Consider the following 18,380-nt stretch of genomic DNA (forward strand, 5'->3'; position numbering starts at 1 on the left):
GGTGCAAGGCATGGGTCGCAGCCTAGGGGCGCCGAATCAAGATTCCTTCGGCGAATTGTCGAGATTCGATCAAGAGAGCGGACGTGGGCGACAAACTCATACTCATCGTCGAAGACGACGCCGACAGCGCCAGCGTGCTGGAGGCCTACCTGCTGCGCGACGGCTTCGCGGTCATCCTCGCCGAAGATGGCCGCCAGGGACTGGAGCTGTTCCAGCGCGAGCGACCCGATCTGGTGCTGCTCGACATGATGCTGCCGCGCCTCGGTGGCACCGAGGTGCTGGCGCAGATCCGCCGCGCCGGGGATACCCCGGTGATCATGGTGACCGCCATCGGCGACGAGCCGGAAAAGCTCGGCGCCCTGCGCTATGGCGCCGACGACTATGTGGTCAAGCCCTACAACCCCAGGGAGGTGGTGGCGCGGGTGCACGCGGTGCTGCGCCGCTGCCACCAGGCGCCGCGCGATGACCGCTGGCTACGCCACGGTGCCCTGACGGTGGATCTGGAGCGTTTCAGCGCCACCGTCGAGGCGCGCGTCCTGGAACTGACGCCCACCGAATTCGGCCTGCTCGCCACCCTGATGCGCACCCCGCACAAGGCCTTTACCCGCGAGGAATTGCTGGAGCGCTGTCTGCCGGAGAGCGAAGCCCTGGCGCGGGTGGTGGACACCCATTTGCACAACCTCAGGCGCAAGCTGGAAGCGGCGGGCCTTCCCGGCGTGCCGGTGACGGTGCGCGCCATCGGCTATCGCTTCTCATGAAGCGCCAAGCCCCGCTGGGGCGCTGGGTCGGCTGGCGCATGAGCCTGCTGGCCCTGGGCGCGGTGCTGCTGATCGCCGCCGGCATGTACCTCTGGTTTCTCTTCGGCGACTGGTGGGTGCTGCGCCAAGTGCCCCAGGCGGCCCGGGCGGAAATCCTCCAGCTGCGCGCCGATCCGCGGGAAAACGAGGCACGGCTCTGGGCGCTGTTCAGCCACTACTATCCGGTGCGCTATTTCCTGCCCGGTATCGCCAGCCGCGACTGGTGGGTGCTGGCCGGGCTGCTGCTGGCGGCCGTGCCGCTGATCCTGCTGGCCGGCTTTCGGCTCTCACGCCCGCTGTCGAGCCAGTTCTCCGCCATCGCCGCGGCGGCGCGGCGGGTGGCCTCCGGTGAGCTGGACACCCGCCTGGAGGTGTCCGACACGGCACCGGCGGAGTTGCGCCGGCTGGCGCTGGACTTTAACAGCCTCACCGCGCGGCTGCAGCAATACGAGCGCGACGTGCGCGATTCCAGCGCCATCCTCGCCCATGAGCTGCGCACTCCGCTCAACGCCGCCTCGGTGCGGGTGCAGGGCATCCTCGACGAGGTCTTTCCCGCCGATGCCCGCCAGTTGCAGATGGTCAAGCGCCAGCTCGACCTGCTCAACACCCTGGTGGGCGATCTGCATACCCTGTCGCTGGCCGAGGCCGGGCAACTGGCGCTGGATCAGCGGCCCTTCGCCCTGGCGGCGCTGGTGGAAGAGCGGCTGGCCTGGTTCGCGCCCCAGCTGCAGGCCGAGGCGCTACGACTCCGTCTGGAACTGGATCCCCGTCAACAGCTGTACGCCGACCGCGATCGCATCGGCCAGTTGCTCAACATCCTGCTGGAAAACTTCCTGCGTTATGGCGCCAGCGGCGGCGAACTGGAGATCGTCCAGCTCGCCCTGGCAGAGGGGCTGGTGCTGGAATTCCGGGATCGCGGCCCGGGTATTGCCGAAGCCGATCGCGAGCGGGTCTTTCACCGCTTCTGGCGCGCCGACAGCTCCCGGGCGCGGCACCTCGGTGGCAGCGGCCTGGGCCTGTCCATCGCCCGCGCCATCTGCGCGGCGCATCAGGGCCGCATCGTCGCCCTGGGGCGCGAGGGTGGGGGTACGGTGATGCGGATCGAGTTGCCGGGACGCCGGTCCTAGCGCGGCAGGCGTCTGGAGCGACTGCCCCTGTCAGGGCGACAGGGGCAGCTGGACTCAGGCGGAGGCGTCGTCCGCCGGGGCGGCGACGGCTTCGGCCGCTGCCGGCGCCTCAGCTTCGACCGGCGCGGCGGTGTCCGCCTTGGCCTTGGCCTGCTCACGGCGGGCCTGGGCGCGCTGGCGGCGTGCCTGCTGCTTGGCATAGACCGCCTGGGAGGCGGTCACGGTGCCAGCCGGCTGGCCATCCAGATCCAGGCGCGGGGCGTTTTCGGTCATGGCCGCCCAGTAGCGGGTGCCGCGACACCAGGTGGCGATCGACTGCTTGAGCTGGTCACCGGTGATGCCCAGGCGCTCCAGGTGCTGCTCGGCGTCTTTCAGGATGCCTTCCTTGAGCGGCACCTTGGGTGCCGGATTGACCGGGAAGGCCAGCGGGAAGTGCTTCTGCAGACGGCGGATGCCTTCGACCACCGGATCCTGCTCGCGGGGCTTCTGCTCGCGGGGCTTGGCTTTCGGTGAAGGTCTCCGCGCCGGCCGCTCGTTGCTCTCGGTCTTTACCTGCGCTTTTTCGGCCCGCAGGCGGTCGCGTAGTTCAGCTAGTTGCTCAAAGCCCATCGTTCAGCTCACCGCTCCAATAGAATTCACGTGCAAGGGTAACCCATGCCGGGCTTGGACCGCGCCGATTGCAGATTGGCACGCCCAAGGCTGGCGGCCCGTCATTCTAAAGGCTGGTTTGCCGCTCGTGCATCCTTGGAAGCGTCATTCCCGGCGGATGGTGTGCCCTGCTGGGCGTTTTCTAGCCGCCTCCGGTCAGGCGCGACACCCACTGCGCCAGTCGCAGCTTGAACGGCGAATAGGGCGGCAGCAGCAGACGAACGGCCAGCAGCGGACCGGCGGCGAGCACGCTGCGCTCGTGGGAAAAGGTGCGAAAACCGGCCTGGCCATGGGCGCTGCCGCTGCCGGAGTGATTGACGCCGCCAAAGGGCAGGTGCAGCTGGGTGTACTGCTGCATGCACAGATTGAGGCCGACGCTGCCGGAGCTGGTGCGGGCGACGACCCGCCGCTGCACCGCGCGATCGCGACTCCAGAGATAGAGCGCCAGGGGCTTGGGACCGGCGTCGATGCGCTGCAGTACCTCTTCCAGGTCGTCATAGGCGATCACCGGCAAGAGCGGACCGAACAGCTCCTGGTTGTCCAGGGGGCTATCGATGGCCGAGCAATCCAGCAGGGTCGGGGCGAGATAGCGCCCGGCCGCATCGTGCGCGCCGCCGTGGATCAGCTGGGCACCGGCGGCCCGGGCCTGTTCGAGCAGCCCGATCAGCTGGCTGGCGTGGCGTTGGTGAATGAGCCGGGCGTAGTCCGGGCTGGCGGCGGCATCGGTGCCGTAGCGCTGCACCAGCAGGGCACGACAGCGCTCCTTGAACGCCGGTAGCAGGCGGCGGGCGACGAAGACATGGTCGGGCGCCACGCAGGACTGGCCGGCATTGAGGAACTTGCCCCAGAGCAGCAACTCGGCGGCGGCGTCCAGGTCGGCGCTGGCGTCGATGATCGCCGGCGACTTGCCACCCAGTTCCAGGGTCACCGAGGCCAGGTGCCGAGCGGCGGCCTGCATCACCAGGCGGCCCACGGCCGTGGAGCCGGTAAAGAAGAAGTGATCGAAAGGAAGGGCCAGCAGCGCCTGAGCGGTGCTGACGTCGCCTTCGCAGAAGGCCACGGTGTCCGCGGTGAAGGCCTCGGCCAGCAGCTCGCGCAGCACCGCATTGACCGCCGGGGTGAATTCCGAGGGCTTGAGCATCACGCTGTTGCCGGCCGCCAGCGCCGACACCAGCGGGCCGAGCAGGGTGGAGACCGGGTAGTTCCAGGGGCCGATGATCAGGCAGCGCCCGCGCGGCTGGCTGTGGATGTGCGCCGGGCAGCCGAGGGAGGTCAGGGTCGGTCGCACCCGCCGCGGCTTCATCCAGCGGCGCAGGTGGCGGCGCGCGTGCTGGATCTCTTCCAGCACCGGCATGATCTCCGACAGTTCCACCTCCACCTCGGGTTTGCCGAAGTCCTGGCGAAAGGCCGCATAGAGCGCCCCACGCCGCGCCACCAGGGCGCCATGCAGGCGCTGCAGCAGGCTCAGGCGCTCGGCGGCGCTGGAACCGCGCAGGGCCAGGGCGCGTGGTCCCTGGGCGGCGAACAGTCGCTGCAGGGTCTCGGGATCGACCAGAGTGGGAGCGGGATCGGGGAGGGGCGCATTCATGGCAGCAGTCCGCAAGGGGGCAGAAAGGAGGCGACGCGGCGACGACGGCAGTATTCAGCCTGGGCGCTGCCAGCGCCAGCGCGGTACCGGCCGGGGGGCAGGGGCACTGAGGGCGAGCAGGGCCGCCAGTCCCAGGGCCAGCAGGGCGAGCAGGGCGCTGGTGAGGGCGGCGGGCCGGACCGCGGCGCCCTGCAGCCAGAGGGACGCCAGCGCCGGGCCGGCGGCGCAGCCGAGCAATTGCAGCGAAGGCACCAGGGTGGCGATGCGGCCACTGGCGTCCAGCCGCAGGGCCAGGCTGATCTGGAAGGGGGTGAGGGTCTGCCAGAGAAACGTGAAGCTCAGGCACAGCAGCGCGAAGGTCAGGTGCGCCCCCGGTGCCAGGCCGTAGATCAGTGCGGCCAGGCTGCCCAGCAGCAGGGTCGCCAGGGTCAGGGTACTGGCGGCCGGCAGCCAGGCCACCAGGGCCGCGCCGGCCAGGCCGCCGAGCAACTGGGCGGCGAAGCTGGCGGCGATCAGGGTCTGGGCCTGACTGGCGTCCAGTCCGAGGGCTTCGCCATAGGGCTCCAGATAGGCCCAGAGCGCACCGATCGCGGCCAGCTGGCAGCCGACGAAGGCCAGCAGCAGGGCCTGGGGCAGCCGCCATCTATGGCGGACGGGCGTACTGGCAGAGATCTCCATCGCCGCCAGCCGGCGTGGCAGGGCGGCGGTCAGCGGCAGCGCCACGGCGGTGACGCCGGCCAGCAGCAGGAAACCGCCGGAACTGCCCAGGCGGGGCAGGATCCACAGCGCCAGAGCAGCGGCCAGCAGGCCCTGGCAAAAGGTCTGCAGCGCCATGAACAGGCCGGATAGCCGCTCGGCGGCAGGCTGGCGCACGATCAGCGCCACCGCCGCCCAGAGCAGCAGGCCTTCGCCGAGGCCGGCGAGGGCGCGCAGGCCGAGCAGCGGCAGATCACCGCTGGCCTGGGCACTGGCCAGGTCGGCGGCGACCGCCAGCAGCGTCGCCGGTAGCAGGACCGCCGGCAGCCCCAGGCGCGGGCCCAGGGCCTCACCGGCGATCACGCCCAGGCCCAGGGCGACGATCTCGCCCATGGCCACCAGGCCCAGGCCGTCGAGGCTGGCCCGGCCGCTGGTGAACAGCTCGCCGAGCAGCAGCGGCTGCAGGCCGAGGATCAGCAGGGCGAGGGAACCCAGCAGCAGTGCGGCGCAGACCTGGCGGGGCGAAGAGGGCGAGGAGACGGTCATGGGCGCTACCTTCGAAGAGTGGCTAGTAACCGCGGCTTTCCGCCGGCAGCCGGCCCTGGCGGAAGGCCTCGGCGGCGGCGCGCTGGTCGCGCTGGAGCCGGCGGGTGGCGATCAGCACCACCCACCAGGGCAGGCGGGTGAGCACCGCGCCGGTGGCCTGCGCCAGGGTGTAGGCCTTGGCGCATTTCTCGAACAGCTCGGCATTGAGGGCGGCGCGACTGGCGGTGGTCCCCAGGCACAGCGGCTGGCCGCCGAGCAGCTGGACGTTGCCCTGGTCGGCCAGGGCTTCCGCCAGGGCATCGCCCCTGGCCACCGCGGGCGCCATCCGCCCCAGGTGGCGGGCCTGCTCGTCGAACAGCTGCGGCAACTGGCCGCCGAAGTCCGCCACATGCTGCCCGTAGCGCCCGGCCCCCTGGATGATGGCGCCGACATCCGGTCGCGACCGGTAGATGAGCGCGTGATCGAGGGCGCCGCCGCTGCTGCGGGTCAGCTCGATCGCGCAGGGGGCGGCATCGCCCAGGGTGCCGTACCAGAGGCTCGCGGCCCCCGGTATGCGCACCGACAGGGCCAGGGCCGAGCGTTCGCCCTGGCGGGCCAGACGGTGCTGCAGATCCAGCCATTGCTGGCGCAATTCGGCTTTCATGGGCGGCCTCATACCAGTTGGAAGACCCGGTCGAAACGCTCCAGGGCGTCGTCGATCACGGCGTCGGTGTCGGCCAGGCTGGTGTAGATGCGGCTGCCGGCCAGGGTGATGAGGCCATGGGCGGTGTAGGCCGCGCCCATCTCTTCCATCATGTGCTTCCGCGCCTTGGCCTCGTTGCGCACCCGCAGCAGCTTGAGCGGGTTGCCGGTGTCGAGCAGCAGCACGCCGGAGGTCTGCAGATGGACGATGGAGCCCAGGTTGTAGGCGACATAGGGCAGGTTGCGGCGCTCGATGATCTCGTCCAGGCCCTGGCGCAGCCGATCGCCGGCACGGCCGGCCTGGCCAGCGGCGTCGAGGCGCTGGATCTCCTTGAGGGCGTAGTAGCCGGCCACGCAGCACAGCGGATTGGCCGACAGGGTGCCGCCGACGAAGGCGCGCTTCGACGAGGTGCCGATGCCGCCCACCAGCAGCTGCATGACCTCGGCCTTGCCGCCCAGGGCCCCGGCCATGGGATAGCCGCCGGTGAGGCATTTGCCGAGCACGGTGAGGTCCGGCAGCACCTTGAAGTAGCCCTGGGCCCCGCCCATGCCGGCGCGAAACCCGGTCACCACCTCGTCGAAGATCAGCAGGGCGCCGAATTCGTCGCAGAGCTTGCGCACCTCGCGATTGAACTGCGGATGCACCGGGCGGGTGCCGCTTTCCGGGCCGAAGGGCTCCACCAGTACCGCCGCGGTGCCGCCGCGCAGGCGATTGAGTTGCAGCCGCCGGCGCAGGGCCTCGAGGTCGTTGGGCGGGCTTTCCTGGGTGTGGGCGGTGGCGCCCCGGGGAATGCCGAGGGCCTCCATGCGCCCGGTGCCGGGCAGACGCATGCCGTACACCAGCTGATCGCTCCAACCGTGGTAGGCGCCGCCGATCTTGATGATCCAGCGGCGACCGGTATAGGCCCGCGCCAGGCGTACCGCGGCCATGGCCGCCTCGGTGCCCGAGCCCAGCAGCCGCACCTGGTCGATGCCGGGCACGCTCTGGCAGACCAGTTCGGCGAGCTTGACCTCGTATTCGTGCAGCAGGCCGGTGACCGGGCCGCACTCGGCGAGGATGCGCTGCACCTGGTCGCGCACGCCGGGATGATTGGAGCCGAGCAGGGTGGGACCGCCGGCCTGGAGAAAGTCGATGTAGCGGTTGCCGTCGACGTCGGTGAGGTGGGCGCCCTCCGCCCGGGCGATGGCCAGGGGGAAGGGGTGGTTGAACGCCAGGTTGTGCTGGATGCCCCCGGGAATGAAGCGCTTGGCTTCTTCCGCCAGTCGCCGCGAGCCCTGGCAGCGCTCGTCGAAATAGCCCATGACCTTGGCCAGCGCCTCGCGGCGCAGCGGGCGCATGGGCTGTTTGACCAGGGCGTCGAAACGGCGATAGAGCGTCTCGGTATCCGGCCAGGCGGAAATCGCCGGCGGCGTGGGTACCAGGGGCGGCGGGGTGGTCAGGGGCTGATTCATGGCGGACCTCAGGACGGGAGGGAGGCGGTGAGGGTGGTCAGCAGGCGCTGGCGCGCCAGGCTGTCGGCGGCGGAGACGCCGGGGCGGCTGGCGATACGGCCGACCAGGTAGTGCTCGCAGAAGGCTTCCAGCTGCTCCAGCACCGCCAGTGTCTGGCGCGCGCTGGCGCCGTAGCAGAGCACTCCGTGGTTGCGCAGTAGATAGGCCGGACTCTCGGCGCTCAGGGCGCGATCCAGGCGCTTGGCCAGCCAGCCGGTGCCGGAGGGGGCATAGCCCACCAGCGGCAGGCGGCGGCCCAGCTCGGGCCAGCGCTCGGGGTCGTCGACGGTCAGGGCCTCGCCCAGCAGGGTGCAGGCGCTGGCCAGCGGCTGGTGGGTGTGCAGGCTGCAGCCCGCGGCCGGAAAGCGCCGCAGCACCCGGGCATGCAGCCCGGTTTCCACCGAGGGCGCGCGATCGCCTTCGAGCTGGTGCAGATCGGCCAGGCGCAGGATGCAGACGTCCTCCGCGCCCATCTGGTAGTAGTCGAGGGCGGAGGGGGTCACCGCGATGCGCTCGGCGTCCAGGCGCAGGGCCAGGTTGCCGCCGGTGGCGGCGAAGAAGCCGCGGCGCACCAGGTGCAGGCAGAGATCGACCACCTGTTCGCGCGCTTCGAGGGTATCGCTCATGGTCGGGCTCCCTGGTTGGGGTTGAGGCGGCGGTAGAGCGGCGCCAGGCGCCGGCGGACTTCGAGAAAGGTGGCGTAGCTGTCGTCGTAGCGCGCCCGCGCCTGGGGGCAGGGCTGGTAGAGACGCGGCGGTCGCTGCAGCCCCGGCACGTCGCTGAAGGCCAGGGCGCCGATGCCGGCGGCGGCGATATAGGCCGAGCCCCGGGCATTGGCCTGGATGGGCGCATCGGGCTGGGCGATCACGTGGCCGGTGACGTCGGCCATGATCTGGCACCAGAGATTGGACTGGGCGCCGCCGCCCACCGCGGTGATCCGCTCCGGCCGGCGGCCGAGAAAACGGCCGAAGGGTTCCAGCATCCAGCGGGTGTTGAGCGCCACCCCTTCGAGAAAGGCGCGGATGATGTCTTCCCGCGTGTGCTCCAGCGACAGGTTGATCAGGGCCGCGCGCAGGCTGGGATCGTCCACCGGGCTGCGCTCGCCATACAGCCAGGGGGTGTAGAGCAGCCCGCGGGCGCCGGCCGGCACCCGGGCGGCGATTCGGTCGAGCAGGGCATAGAGATCCGGGTGCTGTTCGTCGCTGAGGAGTTCGTCCGGGTGGTAGAGCACCTTGTCGCGCAGGAAGGACAGGTTGGCGCCCGCCGCGGTCTGCAGCGCCATGGCCAGGTAGCGGCCCTTGACCGCGCTGGGCACGGCGGCCATGTGGCGCAAGACATCGGACTTCTTGAAGGGCACATGAGCGCCCAGCCAGGAAGAGGTGCCCAGGTAGAGGTGCGGCGCGAAGTCTTCCACCGCCGAGCCCACCGCCACCGCCGAGGTGTCCACCGAGCCGGCCACCACCGGGGTGCTGCGCGGCAGCCCGAGCCTGTCGGCCACCGCGCCGGTCAGGGTGCCGATCACCTCCGCCGAATCCACCAGGTCGGGCAGCTTGTCGCGATCGAAGCCCAGGGTGCGGATCAGCCCGGCGTCGTACTTCACCTGGCGCGAATCGCGGTTGTCGGTGATCCAGGCGGTGCAGATGGAATCGGCGGTGGCGCAGCAGCGACCGGTCAGGCGCAGATTCATGAAGTCGAGGACATTGAGAAACTTCACCGTGCGCGCATAGCGCTCCGGCTGGTGGTCCTGCAGATAGGCGATGTGCCCGGCGGAATCCTTGCCCGACAGCGAGGGCGCGCCGCCGGTGAGGCGGATCCAGCGCCACAGCTTGAACGGCGAATACCCGGCCACCTTCAGTCGACCACCGCCGACCCGCCGCGCCACCGATTCGGCGCCGCGCATGTCCAGCCAGAGCAGCGCCCGGCCCAGGGCCTGGCCGTTGGCGTCCACGCACACCGTGCCCTCGGTCTGGGTCGAGCAGCACACCGCCACCACCCGCCGCCGCCGCGCCGGATCCGCCGCCAGCAATTCGCCGGCGCCGCGCAGGAAGGCCTGCCACCAGTCTTCCGGCTCCTGTTCGGCACTGTGCCCTTCGACGTGCAGGGTGACGCCATGGAAGGTCCAGGCGACCACCTCGCCGCCGAGGGTGACCAGCGCGCTCTTGCAGCCGGAGGTGCCGAGGTCCACCACCAGCACCAGGCCGTCGAGGGCGGTGGCCTGGGCCGGCGCGGGCGGCGTGGCGAAGACGTGAGGTTTCATGGGCGCCGGCTCAGAAGGGACGGGCCACGGACAGCACCCAGCGGGCCTCGTCCGTCGCGCGCTGATGGTCGCCGTCTTCGGCGATGTAGAGTTCGCGCGCCCGGGTATGGGGACTCAGGTAGTCCAGGCCGAAGTCGAAGCCCCAGTGGCGATGCACCAGGCCGACGCCGTAGTCGCTGAAGTTGGCCTCGGAGAAATTGCGTATCTGCTGGTAGCCGGCGTGCAGCTTGAGGCTGGTGCGCGGGGTCAGCTCGTAGCGATAGTCCAGGTCGTAGAGCAGGCTGCCGCGGGAGTTGTGCTCGCCCTTGGCATAGCACTCCAGGCCCTTGGTGGGATCGGGGTTGAATTGCAGCTGGGCGCCGCAGACACCGGCGGTGTTGGCACCGCGATAATTTTCCGAGAGCACGTTGAGGATGCGCCCCTGCAGTGCCCCGTAGCCGATCTCCAGCACGGCGAACTGGCTGTTGTAGTCTGTGCTGCGAAAGCCATCGGGGGCGCCGGTCTCCGGATCGATGCGGCTGGGCGCCTTGAAGTGGGCGCCGGGAAAGAATTCCCCGGCCAGCCCGACGCCGAAGTGCCAGGCCTCCGGATCGCCGAAGCGGTAGCCGCCGGCCAGCAGCACGTTGGCGCCATCGCCGTCGAGGAACTGCTTCTTGCTCACGGTGCCGAGTTCCGCCAGGCCGATCAGGCCGCTTTCGTGGGCGAATTCCACGGTGACCTTGGCCCCCGGCCGATTGAGCGAATCCGAGATGCTGCGGTTGCGCACATCCGAAAGCAGGCGCGGGGTGATGGTCAGGGCATAGCTGGCCAGGTCGTCATCGGCCTGGACCGCGCTGCCGAGAACGCTCAGGCACAGCAGGGCCGCCGCCTGGGTGCGGTGAAGAATCCGGTTCATGGGGTCGCTCCTTGCGATGGCTTAGCTGCAGTGCGGGGTGGCGGGGAGGGTGCTCAGCGGGGTGAGCTGTTCGGTCTTGCCGAGCACCTCGGTGCCGACATAGGCGCGGATGTTGAGGTCGTCGCCCTTGCGGCGGACGTAGCCCTTGTACTTCTTGCCATCGCGCGGATCGAACACCCAGCCGTCGCGCCAGGTGCCGCCGTCGTCGCGACTCATCTGGAAGATGCGCGTGCCGCAGGTGTCATGGGCATTGCCGGCGTCCTTGTCCCAGACGATGGTGCCGCACAGGGCACTGGCGTTGTCGGCGCAGGGCGTGACCCTGACGGCGGCGCCCTGGTCGGCGGTCAGCCAGAGACCCTGGACCGGTGCGGCGTCGGCCGCCAGAACCGGGGCCAGGGGTAGCGCCCAGAGGGCGACGGCGAGCGCGAGGGGTGTTTTCATGGAAGAGACTCCTGCTGATTGTTGTGGTTGTGGCTGGAGGCAGTAAGGGCAACGCGGTTGCTGATATGATAGTTATCGCTACACGATAGTTATAACTATCATTTTACTGCCCATCAAGGTGTTTTTTCGTCTAGCCGAGAGCTTTTTCATGGTCGCCAAAGAGTCCGCTCCATCCTCCCGCGCCACGCCCAAGGCCCGCCCCAGCCAGCAGCGGGCAGCGGAAACCTACGAACGCATCCTGGCCGCGGCGGCGGAGGTGCTCTGTCAGGTCGGCATCGAGCGGCTGTCGACCAATCTGGTCTGCGACTGCGCGGGGCTGACCCCGCCGGCGCTCTACCGCTACTTTCCCAACAAGTACGCCCTGCTGGAGGAACTGGGCCGGCGCCTGCTGGAGAAGCAGAATGCGCAGATAGACGGGCGGATCAATGCCGAGCTGCTGGCCGGTCCTTTGGAGCGGGTGGAAGACGTCTTGACCGGGCTTTTGCTGGATACCTACCGGGTCACCGCCGAGACCGCCGGTGGCATGTGGATCCTCAAGGCGCTGCGCGCGGTGCCCTCGCTGGAGCACGTGCGCCTGGATTCGCACCGCCGGGTGGCGGCGCAGCAGGCCGCGTTGCTGGTACTGCTGCTGCCCAGCGTGCCGCCGGCCGCCGTCGCCCAGGTCGCACGGATCGTGGTCGAGCTGATCCACTCCACCGTGGAGTTGCTGTTCGATGAGGAACTGCCGGCGGAAAGCACCTGCCGCACCGTCGCGGCCATGCTCAGCGGTCATCTGGGGCGTCTGCGCGACGCCTGAGCCGTTCGCCCGCCCGAGCGAGCATCCGCTGGGAACTCAGGTCAGAATCGGCAGGCGTTCCACCACTGCCGAGGCCCGTCAGGCCTGACCTGGATATCGCCACCTTCATCACCGCCTGGCCCGGCCTGGGCCTGGAGCCCGCCGCGCCCTGGACGCATACCGGCGCCTGCGAGGAGCAGGTCAGGGTGCTGCTGGCGCGCCTCGGTCCCGGCTATCGGCGCCAGGGCGACAGCGCCATCCACGAGACGGCGGTGGTGGAGGCGGGCGCGGTGCTCAAGGGCCCGGTCATCATCGGCCCCGGCACCCTGGTGGCGGCGGGCGCCTATCTGCGCGGCGGTGTCCACCTGGGCGCCCACTGCGTGGTGGGTCCGGCCTGCGAGTTGAAGAGCAGTCTGCTGCTGGACGGCAGCAAGCTCGCCCACTTCAATTTCGTCGGGGATTCGCTGATCGGCAGCGGGGTGAATCTGGAGGCGGGCGCCATCGTCGCCAACTACCGCAACGAAAGTGACGGCGCGGTCATCCGCATCCGCCACGGCGAGCAGGTGATCGATACCGGGGTGGTCAAGTTCGGCGCCCTGATCGGCGACGGTTGCCGGCTGGGCGCCAATGCGGTCATCGCGCCGGGCGCGCTGCTGCCGCCGGGCACCCGGGTCGCGCGGCTGGAGCTGGTTGACCAGGGCGTGCCTTAAGGCGCTTCGGGCGCCGCCCTGCCTTGGCCGGCGAGATAGCCGTCGGTGGACGCCAGGCTCGCATAGGCGAAGGCCAGCGCGGCCATCAGGGCGGCGTGCACCTGGGCCGCCGGCACCCGGACCCCGGCGAATTCCAGCTCCAGGGTGGCGCAGGCGTCATGGATCACCGTCACGGCATAGCCCAGATCGGCCGCGGCGCGGACGCCGGCGTCGATGCACATGTGGCTCATGGCGCCCACCACCACCAGCGATTCGATACCGCGCTCGTCCAGCAGCTGCTCGAGCGAGGTCTCGCGAAAGGCATTGGGATAGTGCTTCACCACCACCGGCTCGCCGGCCCGGGGCGCGACGGCGGCCTGGAACTCCACGCCATCGCTGCCGGGCACGAAGATCGGCGCCTCGGCGCTCAGCGACAGATGCTGCACATGGATCACCGGAACGCCCTGGTCTCGGGCGTGGGCGATGATCCGCGCGGCATTGGCGACCGCCGCCTCGATGCCACTGAGGGGCAATTTGCCGCGGGGGAGGTATTCGTTCTGCAGATCGATGACGACGACGGCGTGCTTGCTCATGTCCAGCCTCTCGGAAGATGCTTCTGGTTTGGGTCCGGCCATGATTGGCCAGCCGCGCCTGCGGGCGAAGAGGCGTGACCGACAACTTCAGGGGCGCCAGCGACACATGCACGATCAACCACCGATCGAACTCGGCCTGCTGCTCTATCCCGGCGTGCAACGGGCGACGGTACCCGGCCTCACCGACCTGTTCGAGATCGCCGGACGCCTCACCGGGACCGCGGAGGATGCCGAGTGCCCCCGGCTGCGCGTCAGCCACTGGCGGCTGGAGGAGGGCGAGACGCTACCCAGGCGGGTCTACGATTCCCTGCCGGGGGGCAGATGGCGCGCTGCAGGTGCTGATCCTGCCACCCAGTCTGGCGGAGCCGATTTCACCCGCTGCCGCCGCGCCCTATCGTGACTGGCTCCGCCAACGCCATGGCGAGGGCGTGCGCCTGGCCTCGATCTGCGCCGGCGCCTTCCTGCTGGCGGAAACCGGTCTGCTCGATGGCCGCACCGCCACCACCCACTGGCTGCATGTCGAGCGCTTCGCCGCCCGTTTTCCGGCCGTGAGCCTGGACGCCGACCAGTTGCTCATCGATGGCGAGGACCTGGTCACCGCCGGCGGTCTCATGGCCTGGACCGATCTCGGCCTGCGCCTGGTCGATCGCTACCTGGGCGCCAGGCGCATGCTCGACACCGCGCGGACCCTGGTCATAGACCCGCCTGGCCGACAGCAGCGCTACTACAGCGCCTTTTCGCCGCGCCTGAACCACGGCGACAGCGCCATCCTCGCCGTGCAGGAATGGCTGCAGGCGACGGGCGCCCAGGATCTCGCCCTGGACACCCTGGCCCACCGCGCCGGACTCGAGCCGCGCACCTTTCTGCGCCGCTTTCGCCAGGCCACCGGCATGACCACCACCGCCTATGGCCAGCAACTGCGCGTCGGTCGCGCCCGCGAGTTGCTGCAGGCCAGCCGGCTACCCCTGGAACGGGTCGCCTGGGAGGTCGGCTACAGCGATCCGGGCGCCTTCCGCAAGGTCTTCACCCGCGTGGTGGGGCTGAGTCCGGGGGATTACCGCAGAAGATTCGGCGGCGCGCTGAGCGGGCGGTGAGGCCAGCGCGGCTCGCGCCGAGGGTTCGTCACGCCCCGGAGCGGTCAGGGCCTAGCCGGCGTCCGCGCATGGTCGGTCGGCTGACTCGGGGGTCGACCGCGCCCCAGGAGGCGTCTCGTCTTGGCGGTGGAACCCAGCCCTGGCCAGTGGCCTCCACAGAAGGAGAAAAAGACCGAGTTGCCTGGGGTCTACCCGGCAACCACCCGTTTCGCGCTGACCGACTATGCAGGTACCCATGCCTCAGGATCCAGACTTCCAACTGCTCTTCGAACGCCTTCCTCATCTGGTTCTGGTGCTTGCTCCAGGCCCCGACTTCATCATGGTGGCGGCCAACGAAGGGCGCCTGCGTGGCACCAATACCCGGCGCGAGGACTGCATCGGGCGCTCGATATTCGAAGTGTTCGGGCGCAACCCCGACGGCAAGTCGGAGTTCGGCGCCGGGGTACTGCGGGCCTCTTTCGAGCGGGTGATCCAGAGCCGCGAGCCGGATCGCATGGCGGTCACCCAGTACGACATCCCGCGGCCGGACAGCGAGGGCGGCGGCTTCGAGGTGCGTTACTGGAGCCCGCTCAACGTCCCGGTGCTGGACGACCGCGGTGAGGTCATCTACATCATCCACCAGACCGAAGACGTCACCGAGCAGATACTCGCCCAGCAACACTCCCGCTCGAGCCTCAAGCTCGCCGACGAACGCTTTCGCGCCGCGCTGCTGGCCTCCGAGGCCGGCATCTTCGACTGGTACCTCGACGAATGCCGCTTCTATTGCGATAGCGCGCTGCAGCAGCTTTTCGGCCTGCCCGATGTCCTCACGGCCGACCCCGTCGAGCGCTTCCTGGACTTCGTCCAGGTGGATGACCGGGAGCGGGTCCGTCGTTGCCTGGTCGACTGCCTGGACGGCAAGGATTTCGTCGTCGAATTCCGGCTCCAGCGCGGACCGGGCGAGCAGTGGCTGCTGAGCAAGGGCAAGGTCTTTCGCGACGCCGCCGGCCAGCCCTCCTATGTGACCGGCACCTGCGCCGACGTCACGGCCCGCAAGCAGGCCGAAAAGGCCTTGTCGGAACTCAACGAGACGCTCGAGGCGCGGGTCGCCGCCGAGGTGGCCGAGCGTTCCCGGGTGGAAGACACCCTGCACCAGGCGCAGAAGATGGAAGCGGTCGGCCAGCTCACCGGCGGCATCGCCCACGACTTCAACAACCTGCTGACCGGCATCATCGGCAGCCTGGAGCTGATGCAGCGGCGCCGGCGCGGCGGGGATTCCAGCGAGGACGAGCGCTACATCAACGCGGCGGTCACCTCGGCGCAGCGGGCGGCGGCGCTCACCCAGCGGCTGCTGGCGTTTTCCCGCCGCCAGACCCTGGATCTCAAACCCCTCGAGGTCAATCCGCTGGTGGCGTCGCTGGAAGACCTACTGCATCGCACCCTGCGCGAAAACATCAGCATCCGGACGCAGCTGGCGGCGGGCCTGGCGCTGGTGCGGATGGATGCCAACCAGCTGGAAAGCGCCATCATCAACCTGGCTATCAACGCCCGCGATGCCATGCCGAAGGGCGGCACCATCACCATCACCACCGCCGCCGTGCACCTCACGGCGGAGCAGGGCGCGGCCCTGGAGCTCAGGGAAGGCGACTATGTGCTGCTCAGCGTGACCGATACCGGGCTGGGGATGACCCCCGACGTGCTGGCCAAGGTCTTCGAGCCCTTCTACACCACCAAGCCGATCGGCCAGGGCACGGGGCTGGGACTGTCCATGGTGTATGGCTACATGCGCCAGGCCAACGGCGCGGTGCGGATTCGCTCGCAGCCGGGCAAGGGCACCCGCGTCGAGCTCTACATGCCGTGCCTGGGTGGCGAGGTGGGCCTCCTCGCGGTCGAAGAGCAGAAAATCGCACCGCTGGGCGGTGGCGAAGTGGTGCTGGTCGTCGAGGATGAAGTCGTGGTCCGCTCGCTGATCCTGGAGGTACTGAGCGAACTGGGCTACCAGACCCTCGAGGCAGCGGATGCCCAGGAGGCCATTCCCTTCCTGGAAAATCCCCAGCGCATCGATCTGATGATTTCCGACGTGGGCCTGCCCGGCATGAACGGCCGCCAGCTGGCGGACCTGGCCCAGGCCAATCGCCCGGAGCTCAAGGTGCTGCTGGCGACCGGCTACGCGGAAGGCTCCAACGTGGAGGGTTATCTCGCCCCCAACATGGAGATCATCACCAAGCCCTTCGCCATCGACGCCCTGGCCAACAAGATCAGCGAGATGTTGAATCCGGAGGGTTGAGCGGCGTCCTGCGGGCAGTCTCACGGCTTGCCCGGGTTGTTGCCCAGGGCTGTCCGCTGGGCAACAGTTGTCTGCCGAGGTGTCTGGTCAGCGACTTCCAGATCGCAGGATATTTATATAAGTCGCTGATATAGATCGTATTTTTGGCGATGGCACAGCTCGTGCTCTGGCTCAGGGGTTACCGCCAAGGGAGTCCCTGCATGGTCGTCGCCACCTCGCTCAATACCGTTCCCCGTGCTGTCCCCGAACGTCCCGCCACGCGCTTGCGCGACGCCGCCGAGGCCCTCGATGCCGCGGCGGCGCTGGCGGAGGATTTCGCCCGCGATGCGCTCAGTCGTGATCAGGAGCGACGCCTGCCCTGGGCCGAGATCGAGCGCTTTTCGGCCAGTGGCCTCTGGGCCATCACCGTGCCGCGGTCGTTCGGCGGCGCCGGGGTGGGATTCGGCACCGTCGCCGAAGTCATCGCCCGTATCTCCGCGGCCGATCCCTCCCTGGGGCAGCTGCCACAGAATCACCTGGGCGTGGTCAACAACCTGCTGCTGACCGGCAGTCCGGATCAGCAGCGCCACTACCTCGGTCTGGTGCTCCAGGGCTATCGCTTCGGCAATGCCTTCTCCGAGGCGCGCAGCAAGACCGTCACCCAGTTCGAGACGCGCATCCGCTTCACCGGGGACACCGCCTGGATCGATGGCGAGAAGGCCTATTGCACCGGCGCGCTGTTCGCCCATGTGGTCCCCACGGTCGCGCTGGACGAGGAGGGCTTGGCCCATCTCGCCCTGGTCCCGCGCGATGCCGGTGGCCTGACGGTGATCGACGACTGGGACGGCTTCGGCCAGCGCACCACCGCCAGCGGCCGGGTGCAGCTCAAGGGCGTCAGTGTCCGGCGCAGCGCGGTGCTGCCGGCCTGGAAGGCCTTCGAACGGCCGACGGCGGACGGCCCGGTATCCCAGATCATCCAGGCGGCGGTGGATGTCGGCATCGCTCGCGGCGCCTTTGCCGCCAGCCTGGCCGCTGCCCGGCTGGCGCGGCCCTGGACCGACAGCGGGCTCGAGCACGGCTGGCAGGATCCGTTGAGCCAGGCGCTGATCGGCGACCTGAGCTGGCGGCTGGCCGCCGCCGAGGCCTTGCTGGAAGACGCCGGCGCTGCCGTCGACCGGGCACTGGCGGCGCCCTCCGCGGCCAGCGTCGCCGAAGCCTCGGTGGTGGTGGGGCAGGCCAAGGTCGCCTCCACCGAGATCGCCCTGGCCGCCGCCAATCGTCTCTGCGAACTGGGCGGTACCCGCAGCGTCTCGGCGCGCTTCGGCCATGACCGCCACTGGCGCAATGCGCGCACCCATACCCTGCACGATCCGGTGCGCTGGAAGTACCACCTGATCGGCAACCACCTGCTCAACGGCGTCGAGCCGCCCCGTCACGCCTGGAACTGAAGCCATGACCGATCTCGCCCCTGCCATCCACGCCGAACTCGCCTTCGCCGAACAGGTGCTCGCGCACCTGCGCGAGGCACTGCCCCAGGACGTCCGCGCCCGCGATCCGCTGGTGATCGCCGCGGTGGGTGACCTCCAGGTGCGGCTGGCCGCCGCGCGCGCCCTGCAGCGTCCGCACCGCAGCGAGGACGCACCGGTACGCCAGCTCCAGCTGCGCCTGGCCACCGACCACGCCCGCCAGCTCGCCGCCGAACTCCAGCGCGAATGGCTGACGGACGCCCCGGCGCCTCGTCAGCCCGGACCGAGCGTTCGCGACCTCCGGCGCCTGCTGGGCGAGCACCACCTGACGATCACCGACTAGAAAAGGAC

General features: G+C 69.6%; 17 protein-coding genes and 1 pseudogene. 8 read left to right on the forward strand and 10 right to left on the reverse strand.

Going from position 1 to position 18,380, the window contains the following annotated elements:
- The first annotated feature begins 83 nt into the window (after positions 1–83).
- Both FHR73_RS04545 and FHR73_RS04550 read left to right on the forward strand, forming a co-directional pair.
- Positions 84–758, forward strand: a complete 675-nt coding sequence (locus FHR73_RS04545) for a response regulator (RefSeq protein ID WP_183629763.1) — start codon at positions 84–86, stop codon at positions 756–758.
- A complete protein-coding gene (locus FHR73_RS04550) occupies positions 755–1,924 on the forward strand; it encodes a cell wall metabolism sensor histidine kinase WalK (protein ID WP_183629764.1) in 1,170 nt (389 codons plus the stop codon). The genes FHR73_RS04545 and FHR73_RS04550 overlap by 4 nt, the downstream gene beginning before the upstream one ends.
- 54 nt (positions 1,925–1,978) lie before the next feature.
- Here FHR73_RS04550 and FHR73_RS04555 read toward each other — a convergent pair whose 3' ends face one another.
- The 9 genes from FHR73_RS04555 to FHR73_RS04595 all read right to left on the reverse strand — a co-directional run bounded on the left by FHR73_RS04555 (position 1,979) and on the right by FHR73_RS04595 (position 11,167).
- Positions 1,979–2,533, reverse strand: a complete 555-nt coding sequence (locus FHR73_RS04555) for a ProQ/FinO family protein (protein ID WP_158896775.1) — start codon at positions 2,531–2,533, stop codon at positions 1,979–1,981.
- A 181-nt stretch (positions 2,534–2,714) separates the two neighbouring features.
- Positions 2,715–4,160: an aldehyde dehydrogenase family protein gene (locus FHR73_RS04560; RefSeq protein WP_183629765.1), complete on the reverse strand. Its 1,446-nt coding sequence runs from the start codon at positions 4,158–4,160 to the stop codon at positions 2,715–2,717.
- Positions 4,161–4,214: 54 nt separating this feature from the next.
- Positions 4,215–5,402, reverse strand: a complete 1,188-nt coding sequence (locus FHR73_RS04565) for a hypothetical protein (RefSeq protein WP_183629766.1) — start codon at positions 5,400–5,402, stop codon at positions 4,215–4,217.
- A 22-nt stretch (positions 5,403–5,424) separates the two neighbouring features.
- Positions 5,425–6,045 (reverse strand): class II aldolase/adducin family protein, encoded by a 621-nt coding sequence (locus FHR73_RS04570; RefSeq protein WP_183629767.1) that lies wholly within the window; start codon positions 6,043–6,045, stop codon positions 5,425–5,427.
- 8 nt (positions 6,046–6,053) lie between these two features.
- Positions 6,054–7,535 (reverse strand): aspartate aminotransferase family protein, encoded by a 1,482-nt coding sequence (locus FHR73_RS04575; RefSeq protein ID WP_183629768.1) that lies wholly within the window; start codon positions 7,533–7,535, stop codon positions 6,054–6,056.
- A gap of 8 nt (positions 7,536–7,543) precedes the next feature.
- A complete protein-coding gene (locus FHR73_RS04580) occupies positions 7,544–8,200 on the reverse strand; it encodes a class II aldolase/adducin family protein (protein WP_183629769.1) in 657 nt (218 codons plus the stop codon).
- Positions 8,197–9,831 carry an FGGY-family carbohydrate kinase gene (locus FHR73_RS04585; protein ID WP_183629770.1) on the reverse strand — a complete coding sequence of 545 codons (1,635 nt, stop codon included), beginning with the start codon at positions 9,829–9,831 and terminating at the stop codon, positions 8,197–8,199. The genes FHR73_RS04580 and FHR73_RS04585 overlap by 4 nt, the downstream gene beginning before the upstream one ends.
- Before the next feature lie 10 nt (positions 9,832–9,841).
- Positions 9,842–10,726, reverse strand: a complete 885-nt coding sequence (locus tag FHR73_RS04590; RefSeq protein ID WP_183629771.1) for a TorF family putative porin — start codon at positions 10,724–10,726, stop codon at positions 9,842–9,844.
- A 21-nt stretch (positions 10,727–10,747) separates the two neighbouring features.
- Positions 10,748–11,167, reverse strand: coding sequence for a DUF2147 domain-containing protein (locus tag FHR73_RS04595; protein ID WP_183629772.1), 420 nt, complete (start codon positions 11,165–11,167; stop codon positions 10,748–10,750).
- A 148-nt stretch (positions 11,168–11,315) separates the two neighbouring features.
- Here FHR73_RS04595 and FHR73_RS04600 point away from each other — a divergent pair, with 148 nt between their 5' ends.
- Together FHR73_RS04600 and FHR73_RS04605 are read left to right on the forward strand one after the other, a co-directional pair.
- The gene (locus tag FHR73_RS04600) at positions 11,316–11,963 is read left to right on the forward strand and encodes a TetR/AcrR family transcriptional regulator (protein ID WP_183629773.1); all 648 of its coding nucleotides are present in this window, start codon (positions 11,316–11,318) and stop codon (positions 11,961–11,963) included.
- A gap of 65 nt (positions 11,964–12,028) precedes the next feature.
- A complete protein-coding gene (locus tag FHR73_RS04605) occupies positions 12,029–12,652 on the forward strand; it encodes a DapH/DapD/GlmU-related protein (protein ID WP_183630191.1) in 624 nt (207 codons plus the stop codon).
- Here the strand turns inward: FHR73_RS04605 and FHR73_RS04610 are convergent.
- The gene (locus FHR73_RS04610) at positions 12,649–13,224 is read right to left on the reverse strand and encodes a cysteine hydrolase family protein (protein ID WP_183629774.1); all 576 of its coding nucleotides are present in this window, start codon (positions 13,222–13,224) and stop codon (positions 12,649–12,651) included. The two genes, FHR73_RS04605 and FHR73_RS04610, sit on opposite strands and share 4 nt — an antisense overlap.
- Before the next feature lie 106 nt (positions 13,225–13,330).
- Here FHR73_RS04610 and FHR73_RS04615 point away from each other — a divergent pair.
- The 4 genes and pseudogenes from FHR73_RS04615 (at position 13,331) to FHR73_RS04630 (ending at position 18,372) form a co-directional block, all read left to right on the forward strand.
- A pseudogene (locus FHR73_RS04615) lies at positions 13,331–14,318 on the forward strand (GlxA family transcriptional regulator).
- A 235-nt stretch (positions 14,319–14,553) separates the two neighbouring features.
- Positions 14,554–16,584: an ATP-binding protein gene (locus FHR73_RS04620; RefSeq protein WP_183629775.1), complete on the forward strand. Its 2,031-nt coding sequence runs from the start codon at positions 14,554–14,556 to the stop codon at positions 16,582–16,584.
- A 200-nt stretch (positions 16,585–16,784) separates the two neighbouring features.
- Positions 16,785–18,011, forward strand: a complete 1,227-nt coding sequence (locus FHR73_RS04625; protein ID WP_183629776.1) for an SfnB family sulfur acquisition oxidoreductase — start codon at positions 16,785–16,787, stop codon at positions 18,009–18,011.
- Between the two features lie 4 nt (positions 18,012–18,015).
- A complete protein-coding gene (locus tag FHR73_RS04630) occupies positions 18,016–18,372 on the forward strand; it encodes a hypothetical protein (protein WP_183629777.1) in 357 nt (118 codons plus the stop codon).
- The last annotated feature ends 8 nt before the right edge of the window (positions 18,373–18,380 follow it).

Source organism: Pseudomonas sp. AS2.8 (assembly GCF_014190935.1).
Classification (GTDB): Bacteria; Pseudomonadota; Gammaproteobacteria; order Pseudomonadales; family Pseudomonadaceae; genus Chryseomonas.

What these genes read in the sequence shown, in the direction of transcription:
- FHR73_RS04590 (WP_183629771.1), bottom strand. Translation starts at nt 10,726, where the DNA reads ATGAACCGGATTCTTCACCGCACCCAGGCGGCGGCCCTGCTGTGCCTG.
- FHR73_RS04550 (WP_183629764.1), top strand. Translation starts at nt 755, where the DNA reads ATGAAGCGCCAAGCCCCGCTGGGGCGCTGGGTCGGCTGGCGCATGAGC.
- FHR73_RS04610 (WP_183629774.1), bottom strand. Translation starts at nt 13,224, where the DNA reads ATGAGCAAGCACGCCGTCGTCGTCATCGATCTGCAGAACGAATACCTC.
- FHR73_RS04560 (WP_183629765.1), bottom strand. Translation starts at nt 4,160, where the DNA reads ATGAATGCGCCCCTCCCCGATCCCGCTCCCACTCTGGTCGATCCCGAG.
- FHR73_RS04575 (WP_183629768.1), bottom strand. Translation starts at nt 7,535, where the DNA reads ATGAATCAGCCCCTGACCACCCCGCCGCCCCTGGTACCCACGCCGCCG.
- FHR73_RS04600 (WP_183629773.1), top strand. Translation starts at nt 11,316, where the DNA reads ATGGTCGCCAAAGAGTCCGCTCCATCCTCCCGCGCCACGCCCAAGGCC.
- FHR73_RS04585 (WP_183629770.1), bottom strand. Translation starts at nt 9,831, where the DNA reads ATGAAACCTCACGTCTTCGCCACGCCGCCCGCGCCGGCCCAGGCCACC.
- FHR73_RS04630 (WP_183629777.1), top strand. Translation starts at nt 18,016, where the DNA reads ATGACCGATCTCGCCCCTGCCATCCACGCCGAACTCGCCTTCGCCGAA.
- FHR73_RS04570 (WP_183629767.1), bottom strand. Translation starts at nt 6,045, where the DNA reads ATGAAAGCCGAATTGCGCCAGCAATGGCTGGATCTGCAGCACCGTCTG.
- FHR73_RS04620 (WP_183629775.1), top strand. Translation starts at nt 14,554, where the DNA reads ATGCCTCAGGATCCAGACTTCCAACTGCTCTTCGAACGCCTTCCTCAT.
- FHR73_RS04555 (WP_158896775.1), bottom strand. Translation starts at nt 2,533, where the DNA reads ATGGGCTTTGAGCAACTAGCTGAACTACGCGACCGCCTGCGGGCCGAA.
- FHR73_RS04595 (WP_183629772.1), bottom strand. Translation starts at nt 11,167, where the DNA reads ATGAAAACACCCCTCGCGCTCGCCGTCGCCCTCTGGGCGCTACCCCTG.
- FHR73_RS04565 (WP_183629766.1), bottom strand. Translation starts at nt 5,402, where the DNA reads ATGACCGTCTCCTCGCCCTCTTCGCCCCGCCAGGTCTGCGCCGCACTG.
- FHR73_RS04580 (WP_183629769.1), bottom strand. Translation starts at nt 8,200, where the DNA reads ATGAGCGATACCCTCGAAGCGCGCGAACAGGTGGTCGATCTCTGCCTG.
- FHR73_RS04625 (WP_183629776.1), top strand. Translation starts at nt 16,785, where the DNA reads ATGGTCGTCGCCACCTCGCTCAATACCGTTCCCCGTGCTGTCCCCGAA.